Annotated in this window: 13 protein-coding genes; 6 read left to right on the top strand and 7 right to left on the bottom strand. The window is 67.1% G+C overall.

The features are described from left to right. Positions 1-74 precede the first annotated feature (74 nt). The 7 genes from ACLP9N_RS39225 to ACLP9N_RS39195 are packed head-to-tail and all read right to left on the bottom strand — an operon-like array spanning position 75 to position 8,095. Entirely contained in the window at positions 75-926 is an 852-nt protein-coding gene (locus ACLP9N_RS39225) for a mycofactocin-coupled SDR family oxidoreductase (RefSeq protein ID WP_442412437.1), read from the bottom strand. 23 nt (positions 927-949) lie between these two features. Next, entirely contained in the window at positions 950-2,572 is a 1,623-nt protein-coding gene (locus ACLP9N_RS39220) for a pyruvate, phosphate dikinase (RefSeq protein WP_442412436.1), read from the bottom strand. Further along, complete coding sequence (locus ACLP9N_RS39215) at positions 2,569-4,245, bottom strand: AMP-binding protein (protein ID WP_442412435.1); 1,677 nt, start codon at positions 4,243-4,245, stop codon at positions 2,569-2,571. Before ACLP9N_RS39215 ends, ACLP9N_RS39220 begins: the two co-directional genes overlap by 4 nt. Positions 4,246-4,284: 39 nt before the next feature. After that, positions 4,285-5,133, bottom strand: a complete 849-nt coding sequence (locus ACLP9N_RS39210; RefSeq protein WP_442412434.1) for an SDR family oxidoreductase — start codon at positions 5,131-5,133, stop codon at positions 4,285-4,287. A 2-nt stretch (positions 5,134-5,135) separates the two neighbouring features. Next, positions 5,136-5,936 carry an enoyl-CoA hydratase/isomerase family protein gene (locus ACLP9N_RS39205; RefSeq protein ID WP_442412433.1) on the bottom strand — a complete coding sequence of 267 codons (801 nt, stop codon included), beginning with the start codon at positions 5,934-5,936 and terminating at the stop codon, positions 5,136-5,138. Beyond that, a complete protein-coding gene (locus tag ACLP9N_RS39200; protein WP_442412432.1) occupies positions 5,933-6,934 on the bottom strand; it encodes an acyl-CoA dehydrogenase family protein in 1,002 nt (333 codons plus the stop codon). Before ACLP9N_RS39200 ends, ACLP9N_RS39205 begins: the two co-directional genes overlap by 4 nt. A gap of 9 nt (positions 6,935-6,943) precedes the next feature. After that, positions 6,944-8,095, bottom strand: coding sequence for an acyl-CoA dehydrogenase family protein (locus tag ACLP9N_RS39195; RefSeq protein ID WP_442412431.1), 1,152 nt, complete (start codon positions 8,093-8,095; stop codon positions 6,944-6,946). A gap of 271 nt (positions 8,096-8,366) precedes the next feature. Here ACLP9N_RS39195 and ACLP9N_RS39190 point away from each other — a divergent pair, with 271 nt between their 5' ends. From ACLP9N_RS39190 to fadD4, 6 genes are all read left to right on the top strand, one after another. Further along, complete coding sequence (locus ACLP9N_RS39190; protein WP_442412430.1) at positions 8,367-10,961, top strand: NAD-dependent epimerase/dehydratase family protein; 2,595 nt, start codon at positions 8,367-8,369, stop codon at positions 10,959-10,961. After that, positions 10,958-12,457, top strand: a complete 1,500-nt coding sequence (locus ACLP9N_RS39185) for an aldehyde dehydrogenase family protein (protein ID WP_442412429.1) — start codon at positions 10,958-10,960, stop codon at positions 12,455-12,457. Before ACLP9N_RS39190 ends, ACLP9N_RS39185 begins: the two co-directional genes overlap by 4 nt. A gap of 117 nt (positions 12,458-12,574) precedes the next feature. Beyond that, positions 12,575-13,786 (top strand): cytochrome P450, encoded by a 1,212-nt coding sequence (locus ACLP9N_RS39180; protein WP_442412428.1) that lies wholly within the window; start codon positions 12,575-12,577, stop codon positions 13,784-13,786. 24 nt (positions 13,787-13,810) lie between these two features. Continuing rightward, on the top strand, positions 13,811-14,815 hold the full coding sequence (locus tag ACLP9N_RS39175) for a hypothetical protein (protein ID WP_442412427.1): 1,005 nt from the start codon (positions 13,811-13,813) through the stop codon (positions 14,813-14,815). A gap of 49 nt (positions 14,816-14,864) precedes the next feature. Further along, positions 14,865-15,998: a hypothetical protein gene (locus ACLP9N_RS39170; RefSeq protein ID WP_442412426.1), complete on the top strand. Its 1,134-nt coding sequence runs from the start codon at positions 14,865-14,867 to the stop codon at positions 15,996-15,998. Between the two features lie 23 nt (positions 15,999-16,021). Further along, positions 16,022-17,539, top strand: coding sequence for a fatty-acid--CoA ligase FadD4 (gene fadD4, locus ACLP9N_RS39165; RefSeq protein WP_442412425.1), 1,518 nt, complete (start codon positions 16,022-16,024; stop codon positions 17,537-17,539). Positions 17,540-17,550 lie beyond the last annotated feature (11 nt).

Here is a 17,550-nt window from a genome sequence, read left to right as displayed (position 1 = left end):
CGATGCAGGCAGCGTGAGTGGCTCTCCCACTGTAGCCGCAGCGGCAACGGCCCGGGAACCGTCACGCGTCCCGCTCACCCGCCGCGCTGGATGGTGGCCCCGCCGTCGATCTTGAGTTGCACGCCGGTGACGTAGCGGGACTCGTCGGACGCGAGATACACCACGGCATAGGAGATGTCCGACGGCTCGACCCACGCAATGGGCATGGCCTGCATCGACCGGAAGCCGACTTCGGCCTCTGCGACCGTGGGATCGGCCAGGTCGGGTCGAAAGGCCTTGTACATGGGTTCGCTCTGCAACATATCGGTGTTGCAGTTCGTCGGATGAATGGCGTTGACGCGAATCGCCTTTGGCGCCAGCTTGACCGCGAGCGTGGTGCTGTACTCGACGATCACCCGCTTGGCCAGGTTGTAGCCCGCGCCACCCAGTCCCTGCGGGCCCGACCCGGAAGATGCGCTCGAGAGCAGGCCCGCCACGGAACCGGTCATGATGATCGACGCGCCGCCGTGCAGATGCGGTAGGGCGACGTGCACGGTGTTGATCACCCCGATGAGGTCGACATCGACGGCATCGACGAACGCTTCGACCGGGAGGCCTTCGCCCAGCGGACAGATTCCCGCGTTGGCCACGACGACGTCGAGCTTGCCGAGTTCGGAGACGCCCCGGCTCAGGGCGTCGGCGAGCGCCGCGCGGTCGCGCACGTCCGCTTGGATGGGAACGATGCGCCGGCCCGTCTTCTCGACCAGCCGTGCCGTCTCGTCGAGGTCTTCGGGGCGCGCGAGCGGATATTCGTTGCTGGCGATGTCCGCGCAGATGTCCACCGCAATGATGTCGGCGCCCTCTTCGGCGAGGTGCACCGCGTGACTGCGGCCCTGCCCGCGCGCGGCACCCGTGATGAAGACGACCTTGTCTTCGGCCCGGCCCATGTTCTTCCTCCTCGGTATGGGAGCTAATCCGTTATTGTGTTGGCCTGCAGGCGCGCGGCGATCAGCATCGTGACCAGCGGATGCGGCGAGACGACGTCCGTGAGGCCGGCGTCCAGTGCGGCGCGCACGCCTGCTTCGGTGTTGTCGTGGAGCGCCGGGTGATCGCCGGCGGCGTGCGCGCCCAGCGGGCTGTGCCGGCGGGCGATCCTGCCGAGCTCGGCCAGGTCGGGGGTGTCGTCCCCGGACCACGCCGTCAGTTCGAGCTTGCCCTCGCGGACTTCGCCCTCGGTACCGTCGACCGTGATCTGCTTGCCGGCCAGAGCCCGGGCGATCCCGGTGCCGCACCCGACGACCGACGGCCGATGCAGTTCGCGCGACACCACAGCCGCGTGACTGGTCGCGCCGCCGATCTCGGTGACGATTCCCCGCGCCGCCATCATTCCGTGGATGTCATCGGGACTGGTGCAGGAGCGCACCAGGATCACGTCCTCGCCATCCTCGGCCGCATCGATTGCCTCGTCGACGTCCTCGTATGCCGTGCCGGACGCCACGCCGGGACAGGCCGGCAGACCCTTCGCCAGAAGTGGCGCCGCAAGCCGGGTTTCGGGCTGCAGCGAGGGCTGCAACAGCGTCTGGATCTGCGCCGGGTCGACGCGGTGGAGCGCTTCCGCGTCGTCGATCAAGCCTTCGGAGTGCAGCGCCAGGGCCAAGCGAACCGTGGCCTGTGCGGACCGCTTGGCCACCCGGGTCTGCAACAGCCAGAGCTTGCCCTGTTCGATGGTGAACTCGATGTCCTGAACGTCCTTTGCGATGCGCTCCAGCGTGACGGCCGTTTTCAGCAACTCGTCGTAGATCGCCGGCTGCTCGTCGCGGAGCGCGGACACGGGCTCGACGTCGAAGGTGCCGGACACGACGTCCTCACCCTGACCGCCGGGCAGCCATTCACCGAACGGTTCGCCGGCACCGGTCATCGGGTTACGCGAGAACAACACGCCGGTGCCGGATTTCGACCCCATGTTGCCGAAGACCATGGCCTGCACCACCACGGCCGTGCCACCGGTCTCGCTGAGTCCGTGGTGCTTTCGGTAGGCGGCGGCGCGGGGTGAGTGCCATGATCTGAACACCGCACCGATGGCCCCGCCCAACTGTGCGAAGGGATCGTCCGGCACTTCGCCCTCCTCGTCGCCGAGCACGATGCGCCGATACATGTGGCAGAAGCGCCGACGGGTGTCGGCGGCGAACTCGGGGCTGTGCAGCTGGGCGAGTGCCGATTCGACGGCGTCATCGATGCCCAAGTCCAGCACGGTGTCCAGCATGCCGGGCATGGACAGTGCGGCGCCGCTGCGGACGCTCACCAGCAGCGGGCGCGGTCCGGCTCCGAAGGTCCGCGAGGTCTCCGCTTCCAGGCGGCGCAGTGCGGCGCGTACGTCGTCGCGGATGGCGTCGGCGGTCGCGTCGGGCTCTTCGAAGTAGCGCGCGCACACCTCGGTGGTGATGCCGAACCCCGGGGGCACGGGTAGGCCCTCGCGGCGCATGGCGTTGATGCCGTAGCCCTTGTTGCCGAGGACTTCTCGCGACAGGGCCGCCGTGCCGTCGAGTAGGACGACGGGTGGGTGCTCGAACGGCGTAAGCCGGCCGCCGCTCATCGCCTCACGACCTCAACGTCGGAGCTGGTGATGTCCCATGTGCCCGCGGTGATACCCTCGTCACGCAGCTGGTGCTTCAGCACTTTGCCCGTGGCATTACGGGGAAGCCCGGCCCGGAACTCGATGTACCGGGGGACGGCGAAATAGGGCAGCTTGTCCAGACACCAACGGCACAACTGCTCTTCGGTCAGGTCGGCGCCGTCGCGTCGTACCGCCGTCACCTTGACATCGTCCTCCGTGAGGTCCGACGGCACGGCATGGACTGCCACATCGGCGATGTCGGGATGGGTGCGGAAGGTGCGTTCGAGCTCGTAGCTGGAGATGTTCTCGCCGCGCCGCCGCAGGTAGTCCTTCTTTCGGTCGACGAACCAGAACCACCCGTCGGGGTCGAATCGTCCGATGTCACCGGTGTGAAACCACAGGTTTCGCAGCACCGCCATGGTCGCTTCGGGTCGACGCCAGTACCCCTCGAACATGACGTGCGGTTTGCGCGGGCGAACGATGATCTCGCCGGCCTGACCGTCCGGGACTTCGACGTCGGCGTCGTCGACGATGCGGACGTCGAAGTCGTCGTTACGACGCCCGGAAGCACCCAGCGGCGCCTCGCGGCCTTGCGGGTTGCTCGTGATGAACGAGGCCTCGGTGAGCCCGAAGACCGAGTTCCCGGCGCTTCGTACGCCGAACCGTTGTTTCCAGGTGGCGATCAACTCGGGAGTCCACGGCGCGCCGCCGACGTGTTCGATCTGCCCGAAACACTCGGCCATCTCGGGGGTGTCGGGCATCGTCGCGATGAGCGTGATCATGATGCCGAGAATCGAAACCTGCTGAGCGCCGGATCGTTTGATCTCAGGCCAGAACCCCGACAGCGAGAATCGCTCGGCGATCGAGACGGTGGTCTGGTTGACCGCCGTCGCCAGCACCGACGTCCCGGCGGCGTTGAGATGAAACAGCGGCAACGGCGTCCACAACGTGAAGGCGGGGTTGCGCATGGCGGCGGTGTTGCGGGCGACGTTGCAGATGTAATTGTGGCTGATCATGCAGCCCTTGGAGGGGCCGGTCGTTCCCGAGGTGTAGATGAGCATCGCCAGATCAGGCGGAGCCGCCGCGACGGGTGCGGACAATCCCCGCTCGGGGGTGATGGCATCCAGGGAGGTAACGGGAACCGGAAACGACTCCGACGATGCTGACGATTCCGGCACCTTCCCGCGCACCACCAGTTGCCTGAGGTCGGGAAGTTCGTCGGCGACGTCGAAAACCCGCTGTGTATAGTCCGATTCGGCCAGGACCACCGCCGCTGCGGCATCGCCGATCTGGTGACGCAGGTAGTCGCCCTTGAGCGCCGTGTTGACCGGAACCCAGATCGCTCCGAGGAAGTTGGCGGCGAACCAGGAGACGATCGCGTCGACGTTGTTGTCGAGGATGCAGACCACGGTGTGGCCGGGGCCGATGCCGAGCAGGTCAAGACCGGCGGCGCGGCGCAGCGACAGGTCCCACACCTGCGAGTACGTGTAGCTCTCTCCGGCGAAGTCGAGGAACACCTTGTCGGGGGACCGTTCGACGGCGCGAGACAGGACGGCGATCACCGTGTCGGCCTGCCCGGGCGCCCACACCGGCGGTGCACCTGGCTGCGCGCGCGCGGCGGGCACGTCGGCTGAAGTCGCGGCGATTGTCACCGTTTCGCTGGTCCTTTCATTTCAAAGCCACACCGCTCGCTACGGGAATTGTTCGTCGATGGGTGTGAACTCGGGCATGGTGAGGCCCCGGCGCAGCCAATTCGCACCGTCGAGGACGAGGGTGTGACCGGTCAGGTACGCGGCATACGGTGAGCACAGGTAGGTTGCGGCCCAGCCCAATTCGTGCGGCTGCCCGACTCGGCCGGCGGGAATGCGTTTGCCGTCGGCTTCGGGATTCTGCCGAGCCAGCAGCACCGGCGGCAGGTCACCGTGGGGAAACAGGCCGGGGGCAAGGCAGTTCACGCGGATGCCGTTGGGCGCCCATTCGACGGCCAGGGACTGTGTCAGGTTTGTGACGCCGGCTTTGGCGGCCGCCGAATGCGCGGTGCCGGGGCCGCCAGTCCACGAGTAGGTGGCGCCGATGTTGAGGACGGCGCCGGGTGCGGATCGCGCGATGGCCCGGCGGGCGAATTCCGTGCTGCACAGAAACGTGCCGTTGAGCACGATGTCGACCACGCTGCGCCAGGCGTTGGCGGACATTTTCACGGCCTGCGAGGGGAAATTCCCTGCGGCGTTGTTGATCAGGACGTCGGCGGGCCCCAGCTCACGTTCGATCTGGTCGAAAGTCGCGGCGACCGCGCCCTCGTTCCGCACATCGAGCTCGACGCCAAGCGCGTTGGCGCCCAGCTCTTTCAGCGCCCTGACTCCGGTCTCGCGGTGTTCGGCCTTGCGGCTGGCGATGGCTACCGCCGCGCCCAGCCGGGCGAACTCGGCGGCCATCGCCTTGCCCAGCCCGGTCCCGCCGCCGGTGACGACGACGACCTGGCCGGCGTAGGTATCCGGCGGCAGCATGGCCCGACCGACCGGAGGAGGTGCCGGTAACGGCATCGTCAGGCTCCGTCGCTTCCAGGCGCGTTGTCGCCGGACGTCTTCCGACGCCGCAGGGCGCTTTCCTTGATGCTCAGGTATTCCTCGGAACGGAACAGGGCGGTCTGGGCGAGCAACTCCTGCCCTAGGCCGTTGCGGATGTCGCCGGCCGTGGCCTGGTTGACCAACATCTTGCCCATCGACATTGCCAGTCGCGGCTGGGCCGCGAGGTGACGGCACAGCGCCAGGGCGCGGTCGTAGAGCTGGTCCACGGGGACGACCTCTTCGGCCAGGCCCCACGCGAACGCGGTGCGGGCGTCGATGCGGACCCCGCCGAGCACCAGGTATTTCGCGCGCGCCGGGCCCACCAGCGCCGGCAACAGCTGCGTGCCGCCGGTGTCCGGCACCAGTCCCAGTCCGACCTCGGGAAGACCGAAGGCGGCGTCCTCCGCGATGATCCGCATGTCGGCGGACAGGGCAATCTCGAAGCCGCCCCCCAAGGCGGCGCCCTGCACGGCCGCGACCACCGGTTTCGGCGATTCGAGCACCTCCAACCGAATCCGTTGGTGCTCGCTGACGAACGTGAAGTCGTCTTCGCCGACGGCGCGCTTGCCCAACTCGGCTGTGTCCCGCCCGGAACAGAAGGAGGGTCCCTCGCCACGGATCAACAAACACCGGACAGCCGGGTCACCGAGGTAGCCCCGCAGTGCCGCGCACATCTCGTCGAACAGCGCGTCGGTGATGGCGTTGTGGCGGTGTGGCCGATTCAGCGACACCACACCGACCCCGTCGACGAGATCGGTCTTCAGTTCGGCCGTGATCATGCTTCCTCACTTGTCTGGACGCTGGGCAGTCCGCACAGCGACTCGGCTGCCCGGTCGAAAGATTCTGTGGCACAGAGAGTGTGCGTCCGTTTGACGAAACGGTGGGCGCTGTCTTCGACGGTGAATCCCATCGCTCCATGGATCTGAACGTTGGCCCTGGCGTTCGCGAAGGCGGCGCGGCGGCAGCACACCGCGGCTGCCAAGGCGTGGTAATCGGAACGCGTCGCCCCTGCCATCTCGGTCAGTGCGGCGAAGAAGGTCACGCTCTGCGCGGCCAACGCTTGGGTGGCCATGTCCGCGCACTTGTGCTTGATGGCTTGGAAAGCGCCGATGGGTTTGCCGAATTGGACCCGGTTCTTCGCGTGGTCGGTGGCCAGGTCCCGGGTGGCTCCGCAGATCCCGGCCAGCTGCGCAGAAGTCAGGATGGACAGCACGCGGCGCACCCGGCTTACCGTCTGGCCGTCGTCGGAGGCGATCGAGGCGAGCGCGAGTTCCCCGCGGCTGGTGTGGCTCACCGACGTGCCGTCCTCGAGGCCCGGGTTCGAGCCCAGATGCTGCGGCGTGGGGTAGAGGGCCACCCGGTCGCCGTCGACCACGATGAGCAGCGCAGAATCGTCCGCGTCGAGCACCAGCAGCTCCTCGCCGCCGGGCACGGGGATGGCGCGTGCGACTCGCGCCTGGCCGCCGATCAAGTCCCTCGCCAGCGCGGTATTCCCCGTCCACGCCGCCAACCGTGCGGCCGCCAGCGTCGACAGAATGGGACCCGGGACCAGTGCGCCGCCGATTTCCCGGAATACGAAGACCTCGTCGAGGAGGGTTGCCCCGGCGCCGCCCGCATCCTCGCGGGCCCCCAGTCCCAGCCAACCCATTTCGGTGATTTCCTTCCACCGGACGTCGTCGAGTCGGGCGGTCGCATCGGTCAGCGGCACCCGCGACTGGATGTACTGACGGGTCGCCTCGACCAAGGCATCCTGGTCGGCATCGGGAAGGAAGTCCACGGCCGATTCCTAACGATTCCGAGGCAGGCCGAGGACGCGCTCACCCACGATGTCTCGCTGGACTTCGGATGTGCCGCCGCCGATCGTGTGCGCGTAGGAGTACAGGTACTCGCCGATGTCGTGGCCATAGCCGCCCCCGCGGTCGAGACCGTGGACGCCGATGATGTCCATGCGGGTGCGGTGCATCCGCTGGGCCAGGTCGGCATAGAAGATCTTGATCATCGAACCCTCCGGGCCGGGAACATCGGCCCGGGCTGCCGCGGACACCGCCGCGTAGGTCATGGCCCGCATCGCCAGCACATCGGCGCGCAGATCCCCGAGCTGTGTGCGGAAGCCTGAATCGGTGAGTGCCCCAAGGCTCGCCGCGTCCCCGATGAGACGCTCCAGCGCCACGGACAGTTCGGTCTGCAGCTTCATGAAACCGGTGCCGCGTTCGAAGCCGAGGGTGGACATCGCCACCGACCAACCGTCGCCGATCTCGCCGACCACATTGTCGAGGGGGATGCGAACGTCGTCGTAGAAGACCTCGCAGAACTCGGCCAGGCCGTCCATCGAAACGATGGGCCGGACCGTGATTCCCGGGCTGTGCATGTCGCAGATCACCCACGTCAGGCCGCTATGCCGCGACGAATCGGGGTCGGTGCGCACCAGTAGCTCCTGGAAGTCGGCCATGTGGGCGTAACTGGTCCAGATCTTCTGGCCGTTGACCACGAGTTCGTCGCCTTCGATGGACCCTTTCGTGGCGATGCCCGCAAGGTCCGAGCCGGCACCGGGTTCCGAGAAACCCTGACACCAGACTTCCTCTCCGGCAAGAATTTTCGGGAGATGGTGCCGCTTCTGCGCCTCACTGCCGCGGGCGATGAGGGTCGGCCCGCCATGATTGATGCCGACGAAGCCGCAGCCGATGTCGGGTCCACCCGCCTTGGCGTACTCCTCGAACCAGATCAGTTGCCGAACCAGGGGCAACCCCCGGCCGCCGTATTCACGCGGCCAGGCGATGCCGCCGTAGCCCCCGTCGAACTGCCTGCGTTGCCAGGCCATGTCCCAAGCCCGTGCGCCCGTGAAATCGTCTGGGCGCTCGTCGGTCGGGATGCTGTCCCGAAGCCACGAGCGCACTTCCCCTCGGAAGGCACGGTCCTCGTCGGTGAAGGACAGGTCCACTTGGTCTCCTGGCTGTCGTGACACGCAGCGCACAGTTTATCTAGATAAACTGGATCAAATCAAGGTGTTGTTCGGCGCATCGGGCCGCGACGGCCGGTTATTGTCACGGATACGCGAAAAGAGGAGGGAAATCACGCATCGGTCGATCCCGGTGGGCCCGCCAAGAATCTAGAGAATCTCTACTCGGGGGGCATTGACACCGTGACCTGCCGCAACCTAGATTTCGGGGAACGGACTTCACAACGACGGGCGACTATTTATGCATGTGATGGTGACGGGCGCCTCCGGGGACTTCGGTTCCTGCATCATCCCCGAGATCCTGGCCCGAGGTCACGACGTCGTCGGGCTGTCCCGGCGCCCGCACTCCGTGCCGTCGCCGCACTACCGGCACGTCAGCGCCGACATCAGAGACGCCGACGCGGTGGCGAAGGCCATGTCCGGCGTCGACGCGGTCGTGCACCTGGCGTGGACGACACATCCCATGCACGACGCCGAGGCCACGCGGGCGATCGACGTCGGTGGGACGCAAGCCGTCGTCACGGCGATGGAGCGTGCGGGGGTCTCACGACTGGTCACCGCATCGTCGGTGATGGCTTACGGGGCGAACGCCGACAACCCGCCGCTACTGACTGAGCGCGACCCGCTTCGGCCCTCGGCCAAGCAGCTTTACTCCGTGCACAAGGCGGAGGCCGAGGCGCTGATCGCCGCGCGGTCGCTGAACGCTCTGATGGTGCGGGCCACCAACATCATGGGGCGGGCGACCACCGGAGTCACCCAGGAAGGCTTCGCCACCCCGGTCATCCTGGGCATGAAGGGCGGCCGTAACCTCTTCCAGTTCGTCCACCCCGACGACCTCGCCCGGTTCTTCACCGACGCGTTGGACCGCCCGGAGTGGTCCGGGCCCGTCAATCTCGCCGCGCCGGAGACGATCACGATGCGCGAGATCGCCGAGATCCTCGGCAAGCGTTACGTCGAGGTCCGGGCCGATCGGGCTGACAAGCTGCTCGGCTTCCTGTGGGACCGCGGGTGGTTTTCCCTCGATCCGGGTGCGGTCGAAGCGTTCCTGAACTTCCCGTTGGTCGACACCACGCGGCTGACCGACGAGTTGGGGTTTCGGTGTGCCTGGTCGTCGCGGCAGTGCGTCGAAGACTTCTCGCGCACCAACCGGTCTCATGTCTTCTTCGCGACCCGGCGGGTGCCGATCCCGTGGCGCTGGCCCTGGGGGTCCGTGCCCGAGCCCCCCACCGGCCGCGAGCGTCGCCCCGCAGCGGCGGACGGTGTTGCCGGCGAGTTCGACACCACGGTCCATCCGAACTGGCAGGTGTTCACGGCCGCGAACACCTCGGAGGCCTTTCCGGGGCCGATGACGCCGCTGTCGCTGGAGTTGGCGATCGATGCGCTGCGGGCGGCCGGAGCCCAGGCCGCCGACGTGCTGCGCATCGACGGTGAACTCGGACGAGCCCTGCGCCAGGAACCCGTCGGTGCCTTCGGCCACGGCGTGTACGCCAACCTGTCGATTGTCTACGCCATGGGCACGGTGATGCCCGGTGGTGGCGCGTCATCGTGGCAGGACATGCTTTTCGGTGAGGGCGGTGGCGCCGACGTCCCTACCTTCGACAAGCCCGGCGCGTGGGAAATGGCCAAGCGACTTCCGCTGGCGGCGATCCAGCTCAGCGGTTTCGGCCGGGAGGTACGCAACATCGACGCGCACGCGCGTCGGTCGGCGCGTGACCGCTCCTACTACGCAACGATGTCCGACGCCCAGCTCTACTCGTGGTTGCTGCGCATCCGCGACGAAGTCGCCAACGCCTGGTCTGGGGCCGCCCAGGCCTCCTCTTTTCTCGTCCCCCTCATGGGCTTGATCCAGTCGCAGGGCGGCAAGGGTTTCGCGACCCGGATTCGAGGTGGGACAGACGATCTCGCAAGCGCCGGTGTCACGTGCGGCGTCTATGCACTGACGGAGCTCGCCAAAGCGGATCCCGCGATCGAGCAGACGCTGCGCGACAATTCGGCGACGGTAGCCTTGGGCATCCTGCGTCGGGAGCGCCCCAGGTTCGCCGCCAAACTCGACGAGGTGGTCACGGAATACGGCCACCGCGGTCCGCGGGAGACCGAGCTCGCCAACGCGGTGTTCGCCGACGCACCCGAGAGATTGATCGATGTGGTCGCGAAATTGCTCCTGGCTCATGAGCGCGTCGCCGAACAACCGCCGAGATTCGGTCTGCGGCTGAGGATGCTGGCGTCGCTGGGCGCGCGGTTTCAGCGGCTGCGGGAAACCGGCCGCGACGCCACCATTCGCCAGACCCACCAGTACCGGCTCATCGCCCGTGAGATCGGTGCCCGCCTGGCGGCGTGCGGCGTGATCGACAGCCCAGAGGATGTGTTTTATCTCGTTCGCGACGAATTGAAGAATCCTCCGGCGGATGTCAAGGCGGTGGCCGCGCGGCGGCGCGCCGAGCGCAAGCGGTTGGAGACCCAGCGGCCGCCGCTGAACTTTGTCGGTGCGTGGACGCCCGACGTGGGCGCCGACGCGGAGCTGAAGCCCGGCGAGACGCTGCGCGGCACGGCCGTGTCGGCCGGCCTGGCCAAGGGCGCGGTGCGCGTCCTCACGGTCGATTCCATGGACGAACTCGAGCCGGGAGAGGTGCTGGTCACCGCGTTCACCGACACCGGATGGACGCCGTTTTTCGCCTATGCCGCGGCGGTCATCGTCGATACCGGCGGAGAGATGTCGCACGCTGCCGTCGTGGCACGTGAGTTCGGAATCCCTTGTGTCGTCGGGACCTTCACCGGAAGCAAGGTGCTGAGAACGGGCCATGTGGTCGAGGTGGACGGCGCGTCGGGCGTCGTGACCAGGGTCGAATGAGCACGCCGACCGCTGCTGCCCCGGCCAGGTCTTCCTACCACGGCCTGTTCGTCGACGGTGGGTGGCGGGCAACGCAAACAGCTACGCCGGTGCTGAATCCGGCGACGGGAGAGACGGTCGTCTCCGCCCCGTGGGGCGACTGCGCAGACGCCGACGCCGCGGTGTCGGCCGCGCGCCGCGCGTTCGACGAGGGGCCCTGGCCGAGAATGACTCCCGCGCAGCGTTCGAGGGCACTGGCCAGGCTGCGCGACGTGCTCGCCGGCTGGGCCGACGACATCGTCGGATTGGTGGTGGCCGAAGCCGGCATCCCGGTGTCGGTCGCACGTCCCAGCCAGTTCGATGCGCCCATGCGCCTTTTCGACTTCTTCATCGAGCGCTGCGCCGCGTTCGAAGCGCTGCGCCCCCTGCCGGTCGCCACCTTCCGGAACCGCCACGGCGCGTCCGTGTTGGGGGCCGGCGTCGTGCAACGCTCCCCGCGCGGCGTGGTCGTCGGCATCACGCCGTTCAACGCCCCGTTCTTCGTCAACCTCCTCAAGGTCGGCCCCGCGCTGGCCGCAGGGTGCACGATGGTGCTGAAGCCCTCGGATTTCACGCCGTTGGAGGCGCTGCTGTTGGGTGCCGCGGCGCAGGAAGCGAAGCTGCCGCCGGGGGTGCTCAACGTGGTCACGGGTGGAATCGACGTGGGGGAGCACCTCACCACCGACCCGCGGGTGGACATGGTCGCGTTCACCGGATCCGATGCCGTCGGCGCCAAGGTCATGGCGCAGGCGTCCGCCACGCTTAAACACGTCACGCTCGAGCTCGGCGGAAAGTCGGCGATGATCGTCCGCGCCGATGCCGACCTCGACGCCGCGGCGGCCAGGGGCGCTCAGGAACTGACGTTGTTCTCGGGCCAGGGTTGTGCGCTGTGGACGCGGCATCTGGTGCACCGCTCGCTCTACGACGACTACCTCGAGCGCATGAGCGCGATGCTGAAACGCCTGCCCATCGGTGACCCCACCGATGCGCATACCGTTGTCGGGCCGTTGATTCGGGACAGTGCGTGCGCTCGGGCGGAGAAGTACGTCACCGGCGCGCTGGATCAGGGCGCGCGGCTGGTGGCCGGCGGCCGTCGCCCTCCGCACATGACTCGCGGCTACTACTACGAACCCACGTTGCTGGCCGACGTTCGCAGCGACATGACGGTGGCTCAGCAAGAGGTTTTCGGCCCGGTCGGGGTGGCGATCCCGTTCGACGACGACGACGAGGCCGTGCGAATCGCCAACGACTCCGCGTACGGCCTGTCCGGTTCGATTTGGACCGCCGACCCGGCTGCGGCCTTCGCGATGGCGCAGCAAATCCAGACCGGCAACGTCAGCATCAACGGCGGCACCGGGGGGATGAGCCCTTGGGCACCGTTCGGCGGCTACAAGCGGTCGGGCGTGGGCCGCGAGCTCGGGGCCGACGTGCTCGACGACTTCACCGAGACGAAAACGATCCAATTCCATGCCGGTTGAAGCGTGCCGCGCAGTGGAATCGACGGCAACCGTAATCCCCTGGGAGCAGACATTATGACCACGAGCACCGGCTCAGACTTGCGTGCCTACATTCGCGGCGCCGACGACAGCGCGTATGTGTCGGCGGCGGCGGCGGAGACCCCGCGCTCGCGGATCGTCGATTTGTACGGCCCGCTGGGGGAGGCGCGCCGGCGCGCACCGGTGCATCCCCGAAAGCAGGCCGAACTGCTCGGCCAGGAGGACTACCGCAAGGACGAGGCGTTCAATGCGTCGTTCTCGTGCGCACTCAGCTACGAGCACTGCCAGCAGGCGCTCACCGATGAACGGCTGTCCTCGAAATTCTGGCTGGACACCATCGGCCGCGTCTGGGGCCGCAACATCATCGGCATGGATGGAGACGAACACCGGCGGCACCGCGGCCTCATCTCGCAGGCCTTCACGCGCCGCTCCCTGGACCGCTGGCAGGAAACGGCGATCCAACCGGCGGTCCACGGTCTAATCGATCGGTTCCATCGCAAGGGATCGGCAGACCTGTACCGCGAATTCACGCTGTTGTTCCCCGTGTACATCATCACCGAGATGATGGGCCTGCCGTACGAGGACATCGAGCGTTTCAACACCTGGGCCGGCGAGACGGTCGCGGCCTTTTATGACATGGAGCGCGCACTGGTGGCTTCCCGCAAACTCGAGGGCTATCTGTCACCGTTGATCGAGGAGCGCCGCGGCGGAGACGGCGAAGATCTGATCACCCTGCTGGCCAACGCCGAACTCGACGGCAGCCGGCTGGAGACCATCGAGATCGTCTCGTTCCTGCGGTTGCTGTTGCCCGCCGGTGGCGAAACCACCGCGCGCTCTACCGCCAGCACGCTGCTCGGCCTGCTGCAGCGTCCGGACCAGCTCGATGCCCTCATCGCCGACCGAAGCCTGCTGCCACAGGCGATCGAGGAAGGCCTGCGCTGGGAGCCGCCGCTCATGTCGATCAGCCGAATCGCTCTGGAGGACCTGCAAATCGGCGGAGTCGCCATTCCCAAAGGTAGCGTGCTGGAAGTGTCGATCGGCGCGGCCAACCGGGACCACACCCGCTGGGATGATGCCGATTCTTTCAACATCTTCCGGGAGAAGAAGCCGCACATCGCCTTCGCCTGGGGACCCCACGCCTGCCTGGGTGCCCATCTCGCGCGCGCGGAGATGACAGCGGCGATGACCGCGCTGTTCGACCGGCTACCAGGGCTGCGGCTCGACCCCGAGACGGGTCACAAAGCGCGCGTGCAGGGCATCGGCCTGCGCGCACCCAACAAGGCGCCGGTCGTCTTTGACGACAACCACTGAGACATCGCAGCACAGGGAAACATGATGCCGCTCAACGCGCCTCCGCCGGTCCGGACCAGCGGTCACTACGGTTACGCGCCCGTCGGCGCGATCATCGACACCGATCCCGCACGGCTATGGGGCGATGTCAACGGGGTGCCGATGGGAATGCAGTACTTATACGGATCGGTACGATCTGCCGCCGGCGACTACTGGTGGCCTATCCGTGGCTTTTACCCGAGCAAGGCGAGGTATCTGCACCTCTCCGAATCCAAGGTCGGCCAGGACTTCACCTATGCCAAGGACCAGAACAATTCCTACTCGGGTCCGGTGGAACATGGTGAGCGTGAGGGGAAGTGGGGCGTGTGGACACCCGACGGGACCCCACTGATGCTGACCTGGGACGGCAAGATGGAATGGAACGAAGGGGACGAGGTTTCGCTCTTCGGCGATCTCGTCGGCAAGGGCTTGCAGTTCTTCTCACCCGACCAGGATGTCCCCTCTGCGTACTCGTCGCGGTTGTTCCGGGTCCGCGGCCGCATCAAGGGCACCGACGTGAGTGGTCTCGTCTTCCACGGCAGCATCCACATCGGCGAGGGTGTCGACTATATAGCGAGTCCCTACATCGCGAAGTGCGAAGCCGCATGGGTGGGGTTCGCGACCGAATTCGAGGATGGTACAGTGCATTCCGGGCACCTCGTGCATGGTACTGACGACTTCAAAATCATGATCGTGCACCGCACCGATGGACCGCCGCTCATCCCGCGCGACATCCACGTCGAGGTTGAACTCGACGGTGAGGCGCTTGATGAGAAGACCTTCCCCACCAGAGTGATCTACAACGGAGGTGGTCAGACGTGGGTCTGGGAGGCCAACGAAGGTGGCCGCTGCCCGGTCCGCCACGACTTGGAGGAGGGGCATCGCTGGCGTCAGGGTTGGGTCCACCAAGCCGGCGAAACCCGCAAGCCCGCGGTCACCGAAGCGCTGATGGAAACCTACAACGGCAGGCTTATCGAGACCGGTGCCCTGAAAACGACAGCGACGGCGTGACCGTACTGAACGACGCATCACGCGAGTGCGAACGCTTCAGACTTCGGGCATGACAATTCGCGTCGCCGTAGTGGGCGCCGGTCCGGGCGGATTCGCGGTAGCGTCGGCGCTTCTGGCGGACCGTGCGCTGGATGCGACGGTCGAGCTCATAGACCGGGCCGCGCGACCCGACGGCTTGCTACGGCACGGCCCGGCCGCCGGAGCGCGGCGACTGCGCGACGTTGCCAATACCGTCGACGCCGTTCTGCGCGATGGCCGCGTGACCTTCTTCGGCAACGTCGAAATCGGGACCAGGCTACCGCTCGACGCTCTGCGACGCACCGAAGATGCGGTGGTTCTGGCCACGGGCGCGCCCCGCGACCTGCCCTTGGACATCGCGGGATGCGATTCGGTGGGAGTCGGAACCGTCAGCCACGTCGAAGCCTGGCTGACCGGCAACGCCGACGTGCACGTGGCCGAACTCGACCTCGCGGTGGACAGTGCGGTTCTCATCGGCGTCTCCTCCGAGTCGGTGCGCGTTGCCGAAGTGCTATGCGGCCGAAGACCTCCGGCGGCTTCCGATGAAGCGGCAGACCGCCTGACGAACAGCGGGCTGCGCTACGTGCAGCTGGTGGACCCGCGACCGAGGCCGGAACTCGGCCTGCCCAAGCAGCTTCCGGGGAAGCTGATCGTGCGCACGGGGCTGACGCCGGTGGGTGTCGTCGGGCGCAACCGGGCGCGCGCCCTGCGCTGCCTGCACGGGCCCGACCCGTACGGCAGGGTCATCAGCGAGGACCTGCGGGCCCAACTGCTGCTCCGGCCTCGTGCGAAGTCGTTCCGATGGAGAGAATTTGTCGAGGACCGAGGCCACGTCGCCCAGCAAAACGGCCGAGTGCTGATCGGCTCGACGCCGGCCGCGGGGCTGTACGTCGCCGGCTGGGCGGGTCGAGCACCGTCTGACAACGGTTCGCATGCCGCCGACGCGGCCGCGGTCGTCGCCGCCCTCCATGCCGACCTCCCCACACTTTCGCGTCCCTGCAAAGCCTTGGCCGAGACGCTCGCCGAGCGCGGCATCGAGGCTTCCGAGGCGGGCGGCTGGTCGGCAGCTGCCGCAACGGATCTGCTGCTCGACCGGTTCGCGGGGGAGGGGACGGCGCCGTTGGCCAATTACGAGGCGTTGAAGGGGCAAGTCGATGAGGATTGACCGATCGGCCGCGAAGGGGGATCGTGCAGATCCGCGAGCACATTGACTCCGTCAGACCGGCGCTCATCCTGCACCCCTCCGGCAAACAGGTGAGCTTCGCCGACATGGAAGCAGGGGCCAACCGTTTGGCGCACCACTTCCGCGCGGCCGGCCTACGCGAGGGCGACTCGATCGCCGTCGTCATGGAGAACAACGAGCACCTGCACGCGGTGATGTGGGCCGCGCGTCGCATCGGGTTGTACTACGCGACGGTCAACACCCACCTGACCGCTGCGGAAGCCGCCTATATCGTTGCCAACGGCGGCGCCAAGGCCGTGATCGGTTCGCGCGCAACACGGTCCGTGTGCCAAGAGCTCGGCGAGCACCTGGGGGACGCCCTGCCGGCTCTGCGGCTGATCGCCGACGACGAACTGGACGGATGGCAGCGTTACCCCGAGTGTGTCGCTGACCGCCCCACTACGCCGGTAGCCGGCGAGCGTGAAGGCGAACTGCTGCAGTACTCGTCGGGCACGACGGGACGCCCCAAAGGCATCGTCCGGGAGCTGACGCACGTACCACCGGCGGAGGCGCCGCTTTTGCTCGCACCACTCTTCGACAAGGTCGGCATCACCGGCGACTCGGTGTATCTAAGCCCGGCACCGCTGTATCACACCGCCCCCGCCTATTGGTCGATGACTGCTCAGTCATTCGGCGCAACCACCGTGGTGATGGAGCAATTCGACCCACGCGGTGCGCTGGAGGCCATCGACCGCTACCGGATCACCCACGGACAGTTCGTTCCGGCGATGTTCGTCCGCATGCTCAAATCGCCTCAGGCCGTCCGTGATTCCTACGACCTGTCGAGCCTGCGGCGAGTGGTGCACGCCGCGGCGCCCTGTCCCATCGAGATCAAGAAGGCCATGATCGACTGGTGGGGGCCGATCATCGACGAGTTCTATTCGTCGTCCGAGGGTGCCGGGACGACGTTCATCACGGCGCAGGAATGGCTCGCTCACCCGGGATCCGTCGGCCGAGCCCTGACCGGCGTGCTGCACATCCTGGACGAAGACTTCAACGAGTTGCCGCCCGGGCAGGCCGGCGACATCTATTGCGAGGGTGGGCTGCCGTTTACCTATCTCGGTGACGACGCCAAAACCGCCGCCTCGCGCAACCCCCGCGATTGGGCCACGGTCGGCGACGTCGGATACCTCGACGAAGACGGATACCTCTACCTCACCGATCGCCGCCACCACATGATCATCTCCGGCGGGGTCAACATCTACCCGCAGGAGGCCGAGGACTTGTTGATCACACACCCCCGGGTGCTCGACGCGGCGGTGTTCGGCATCCCCGATCCCGAAATGGGACAGTCGGTGAAAGCCGTTGTCCAGGTGAGCGATCCGTCCGGCGCGACCGAGGAGTTCGCCGGCGAGCTGATGAAGTGGTTGCGGGACCGGCTGGCACATTACAAGTGCCCGCGGTCGATCTCCTTCGAGCCGTCGCTCCCGCGCACGGATGCCGGCAAACTCTACAAGCGGACGTTGATCGACAAGTACTCGTAGGGCCGCCGGTA

The organism is Mycobacterium sp., assembly GCF_052144515.1.
GTDB lineage: Bacteria > Actinomycetota > Actinomycetes > Mycobacteriales > Mycobacteriaceae > Mycobacterium.
The sequence above is the reverse complement of the archived record's forward strand: the minus strand, read 5'-3'. Positions and strand labels throughout refer to the sequence as shown.